This window comes from Myxococcus sp. AM009, from assembly GCF_013372605.1.
GTDB lineage: Bacteria > Myxococcota > Myxococcia > Myxococcales > Myxococcaceae > Myxococcus > Myxococcus vastator.
In genome coordinates this window covers 1-5,574 of the sequence record NZ_JABXEP010000276.1, presented here as the reverse complement: position 1 = coordinate 5,574, position 5,574 = coordinate 1, and the positions used below count along the sequence as shown (strand labels likewise).

The window sequence follows — 5,574 nt, the reverse complement described above, 5'->3', positions numbered from 1 at the left end:
GAGTCAGGGCCGGTGGGGCGGAGGACGACGCGGGCGCCGCGAGTGAGGGGGTAGAGCAACTCGAGGAGGTGGACGTCGAAGGCGAGGGAGGCGGCGGCGAGGGTGCAGTCGCCGGGGCGAGAGGGGTAGAGGGAGTCGGCGGCGTCGAAGAGGTGGGAGAGGTTGCGGTGAGAGACTTCGACGGCCTTGGGAAGGCCGGTGGTGCCGGAGGTGAAGAGGACGAGGGCGAGGTGGTGAGGTGAGGCGGGACGAAGCGGCGCGGTGTCGGTGCCGAATGTGTCCGGCGAGACGAGGCGCGCGTCAGGCAGGGGCTGGGAGAAGAGGCCGTGCGAAGCGACGACGAGGCGTGCCCCCGCCTGCTGAATGAGAGAAGCCCTGCGCGCCTCGGGGTGTGAAGGCTCCAGGGGGAGGTAGGCGGCGCCCGCCTTGAGGACAGCGAGAAGCGAGACGAGGAGCGAAGCGGAGCGCTCGACGCAGACGGCGACGACGGACTCGGGGCCGGCGCCAAGGGCGGCGAGGTGGCCGGCGAGAGCGGAGGCGCGAGCGTCGAGCTGCTGGTAGGTGAGGGCCACGTCGGAGTCAGCGACGAGCAGCGCGGTGGCCTCAGGCGTCCGCGCTACCTGGGTGTCCCAGAGGGAGACGAAGGTGGCGAGGGAGTCGAAGGGCCGCTCGGTGGCGTTGAAGCCGTGCAACACCTGCTGGCGCTCCTCGTCGGAGAGCAGCGAATGCGAGGCCAAGGGCGCCTGAGGCGCGGCGAGTGCGCTTTCGAGCAGCCGCAGGTAGTGCCCCAGCATCCGCTCCACGCTGCCCGCTTCGTACAAGTCACTGCTGTACTCCGCGGCCAGCTCAAAACCCTGCGAGTCCTCGCGCACCATCAGCGCGAGATCCAGCTTCGCGCTGGAAGACGGAACGGAAAGCGGACGAGAGGAAATGTCCCCGAGGTGAAGCGGAGCGCCCGCGCGATTCCAGACGAAGGCGACCTGGACGAGCGGCGCGTGGCTGGGGCTTCGCTGAACGCCGAGGGCGTGAACGACGCGCTCGAAGGGAGCGTCCTGGTGAGAGAAGGCGTCGAGCGCCGTCGCGCGCGTGCGTGAGAGGAGGGCGGAGAAGGAGTCGTCGGAGAGGAAACGGGTGCGAAGGACGACGGTGTTGACGAAGAGCCCGACGACGTCCTCGGTGGCGGGGTGCGTGCGCCCGGAGACAGGGACGCCAACGCAGACATCCTCCTGTCCAGAGTAGCGGTGCAGCAGTCCGGCGAAGGCGGCCTGGAGCGCCATGAAAGGCGTCACCCCGTGCTCGCGGCAGAAGGCGCGCAGCGTTCCATCCAACTCGGCCGGAAGACGGAGCCCGGAAACAAGTCCACCCTTGCCCGTGAGCGCGGCGGGACGCGGTGTGTCCGTGGGAAGTTGAAGCAGCCGCGGCGCATCGGCGAGCTGGCGCATCCAGTACGTCAGGTGTGCATCTTCATGCGCGCGCAGCGGCTCGGTGCGCTGCCAGGCGGCGACGTCCGCGTTGTCCAGTGCGACGCGTGGAGCCGCGGGAGCCCCTCCCTGGAGGAAGGACGGGTACGCCTCCGCCAGTTCGTTCAGCAGCAAGGAAAGGCTGTGCCCATCAATCAGCAGGTGGTGGAAGACGAGCAGCAGGACGTGATGCTCAGCGGAGCGCCGCCACAAGTGGAAGCGGTACAGCGGCCCCTCTTCCATGGAGAACGGGCGCTCGGCCTCCTGCTGCAAGCACCGTTCAAGTGCCTCCGGCGCGAGCTCCAGCGTCTCCACCTCCAGCACGCGCTCCGGAACCGTGATGAGGCTCGGCGCCGGGCTCCCGTCGGGAGAGGCGGGCACCACCAGCCGCAACACGGCATGCCGTGAGACCAACCAGTGGAGCGAAGCTTCCAGCGCCGCGACGTCCAGCGACCCTCTGAGTTCCAGGGCCTCGGGCAGGTGGTAGGCGCTGGAGTCGGGCTGCAACCGGTGCAGGAGCCACATCCGTTCCTGCGAGGACGAGAGCACCGCACGCTCGCCATCCTGACGACGCTCGGGCGCCGGCAACACGCGCCCCGTGGTGTCCTGAACTCGAGCCAGCTCCCGCGCGAGTCCGGCCACGCTCGGCGATGCGAACAGGGTGGTGAGTGGCAGCGCGGCGCCGAAGGACTGCCTGATTCGGGCCATCAGCCGCGTGGCACTGAGCGAATGTCCCCCCAGGCTGAAGAAGTCATCGTCTCGGGCGACCGACGTGACACCGAGCACCTGGCAGAACACCTGCGCCAGCAGCTCTTCCACCGGGCCCCGCGGAGGCTCACCGCCAGGCGCTGACTCCACCGCGTGCGAGGGCAGCGCCGCCAGGGCTCCACGGTCCACCTTGCCACTGGGGGTGGTGGGGAGTGCCTCCACCGCGAGGATGGCGGAGGGCACCATGTGCGCTGGCAGCAGTTGCTTCAGGTGCGCCCGAAGGGACGCCAGTTCCTGCGTGGAGGCGTGAACGGACTGGGGCACCACGTAGGCGACCAGTCGCGAGTCCCCCGGAGCGTCCTCCCGCACCAGGGCCACCGCGGCGCGCACGCCGGGGGCTGCGAGGAGTGCTGTTTCCACCTCCGCCAGCTCGATGCGGAAGCCCCGTACCTTCACCTGCGTGTCGATGCGGCCCAGGTACTCCAGCGTTCCAGTGGCCAGCCACCGGACCTGGTCCCCCGTGCGGTAGAGCCGCTCGCCGAGCGTGGTGTCGAAGGGGTTGGGAATGAAGCGCTCGGCGGTGAGCGCCGGCTGGCCCAGGTAGCCACGCGCCAGGCTCGCTCCCGCGATGTACAGCTCGCCCGGAAGGCCCAGCGGCACGGGCTCCAGGTGCACATCGAGGACGTACATGCGCACGTTGGCGAACGGGCGTCCGATGGAGGGGCGCCCGGCGCCGATGGGATGCGCGGTGACGTCCACCGTGCACTCGGTGGGGCCGTACACGTTGAAGCAGGTGAGGCCCGGATGGCGGACGAGCCGCTCCCACAGCACCTCGTCCACGGCTTCTCCGCCCACGAGCACGCGCAGCGGGTGACGCCCACCCAGGCCCTCGTCCAGCAACAGCCGCAGGTGCGAGGGGACGCAATCGAAGACGTCGACACGCTGTTCCTCCAACCATGCGCACAGCTTCGAAACGTCGTCCCGGATGCCTTGCGGGACGACGCAGAGCGTGTGCCCGTCCGCCAGTTGCACCAGTTGCTGAACCGAGGCGTCGAACGAAATCGATGCGTTGAGGCTGACGCGCAGCGGGCCTGTCGTACCGGCGTAGGCGGACTCCGCCAGCGCTGACCGCAGGTTCATCATCGAGCCGTGCTGCACCATGATGCCCTTGGGCTGGCCGGTGCTTCCAGAGGTGTAGATGACGTAGGCCAGTTGCTCCGGCGCGGTGACGCGAGGCGGGTGGGTGTCACTCCGTGCTGGCAGGTCCGCCACGGCGTCCACGCACAGGGTGGGGACGCCGAATGGCTCGACGGACGCGAGCAGCGACGATTGCGTCAGCGCAAGCTGGACCCCACTGTCCTGGAGCACGCGCGCGATTCGTTCGCGCGGATAGGCAGCGTCCACGGGAACGTAGGCCCCTCCTGCTTTCAGGATGCCGAGCACGCCCGTGGCCAGGTCCACCCCGCGCTCCAGGATGAGCGCCACGCGGACTTCGGGGGCGACGCCGCGGGCTCGCAGGGCCCAGGCCACCTGGTTCGCCCGGCGATTGAGCGCGTCATAGGTGAGCGCCTGCCGGCCATCGACGACGGCCAGCGCGTCCGGTGTCCGGGCGGCCCACGTCTCGAAGCGCTCGTGCAAAGCGCCTTCCCAGGCGAACCCCCGCTGCGTGTCGTTCCAGGCGCGCAGCAACAACTCTCGCTCGCTGTCGAGCGCCATGCGCAGGGTGTCCAGCCGAGAGGACGGCGACTGGAGCGCATGTTCGAGCAGGCGCGAGAAATGGCGCTGCAGGCGCTCGACGGTGTCGGCCTCGAACAGGTCGGTGCTGTAGCTGGCGGCGAGTGAAACCCCCTCTGGCGACTCGGTCAGCACGACCGACAGGTCGAACTGGCTCGTGGACAGCTCAGGCCACAGGGCGCGTCCGTGGAGTCCAGGCAGTGCTTCCGCCAGGGCGTGTCCGGCGCGAATCAACCCGAACATCACCTGGAAGAGCGGGGAGTGACGCGGACTGCGCTGTACCTCCAGGGCTTGCACCACTCGCTCGAAAGGAGCGTCCTGGTGGGCGATGCTTTCGAGCACGGTGGTCCGGACCCGCGCGAGCAGGGACGCGAAGCTGTCCTCCGGCTGAGCGTGCGTGCGCAGCACCACCGTGTTGACGAAGAGGCCGACGACGTCCTCGGTGGCCGGGTGGGTACGCCCCGCCATCGGGGTGCCCACACAGACTTCGGGCTGGCCCGAGTAACGGTGGAGCAGCGCCGCGAAGGCCGCGTAGAGCACCATGAACGGTGTCACGCCTTGCTGGCGGCAGAAGTCGTGGAGGGCCGCCGACAGCGCGGGTGGCAGGGGCCGCTGCGCGGTCACTCGTCCCTGGCTCGACAGCACGGAGGGGCGAGGCTTGTCCGTGGGAAGCGACAGCAGCCGTGGCGCATCCGCGAGCTGGCGGGTCCAGTAGGAAAGCTGCGCGTCTTCGTGCGCGCGCACGGCCTCGGTTCGTTGCCAGACGGCGACATCCGCCCAGTCCAACGTCACGGGCGGCAGCGCGGGAGACGCACCTTGTTGGAAGGAGCGGTAGGCCTCACCCAGCTCACGCACCAGCACGGAGAGGGCCAGCTCATCCACCAGCAGGTGGTGGAACACGAGCAGCAGCGCATGCCGCTCGGGGGAGAGCCGCCACAAGTGGAAGCGGTAGAGCGGGCCCTCCGCCATGGAGAAGACGCGCTCGGCTTCGACGTGCAGCCGTTCCTCCAAAGTATGCGGCGCGTCGGAGAGCGACTCCACGGTCAGGACGCGTGCCGGCACCTCGAGGAGGAAGGGAGCTGGGCGCCCTTCGTCAGAGGGGACGGCGAGGCGGAGCACTGAATGGCGAGAGAGAAGCCAGCGGAGAGCGGACTCAAGCGCCGAGACGTCGAGAGGGCCGTGAAGGAGAGCGGCCTCTGGGATGTGGTAGGCGGAAGAGTCGGGCTGGAGCTGCTGGATGAACCACAGGCGCTCCTGCGTGGAGGAGAGCACCAGCGCGGCCTCGGCCCTGGGAGTGGGCGCGGGCAGGAGCGACTTGCCGGTGCCGGCCAACCCTTCGACTACCTGGGCGAGAGAAGCGACGGAGGGAGCGGAGAAGAAGGAGGAGAGGGGCAGGTCGACGCGGAGAGAAGAGCGGATGCGAGCGACGAGGCGAGTGGCGCTGAGGGAGTGGCCACCGAGGGAGAAGAAGTCGTCGTGGCGCGAGAGGGAGGCGAGGCCGAGGACCTGGCAGAAGAGCTGAGCGAGGGCGACTTCGAGAGGGCCGGTGGGCGCTTCGAAGGGCGCGTCGGAGGAAGAGGCAGGGAGAGGAAGGGAGGCGAGGGCGCGACGGTCGACCTTGCCGTTGGTGGTGGTGGGAAGTGCGGGGAGGGCGAGGAGGGGAGAGGGGAGG

At 69.4% G+C, this 5,574-nt stretch carries 1 protein-coding gene; it reads right to left on the bottom strand.

What is annotated here, in order from left to right; translation table 11 throughout:
- On the bottom strand, positions 1–5,574 hold a 5,574-nt coding region (locus tag HV824_RS34680), incomplete at both ends, for a non-ribosomal peptide synthetase (RefSeq protein WP_176425180.1).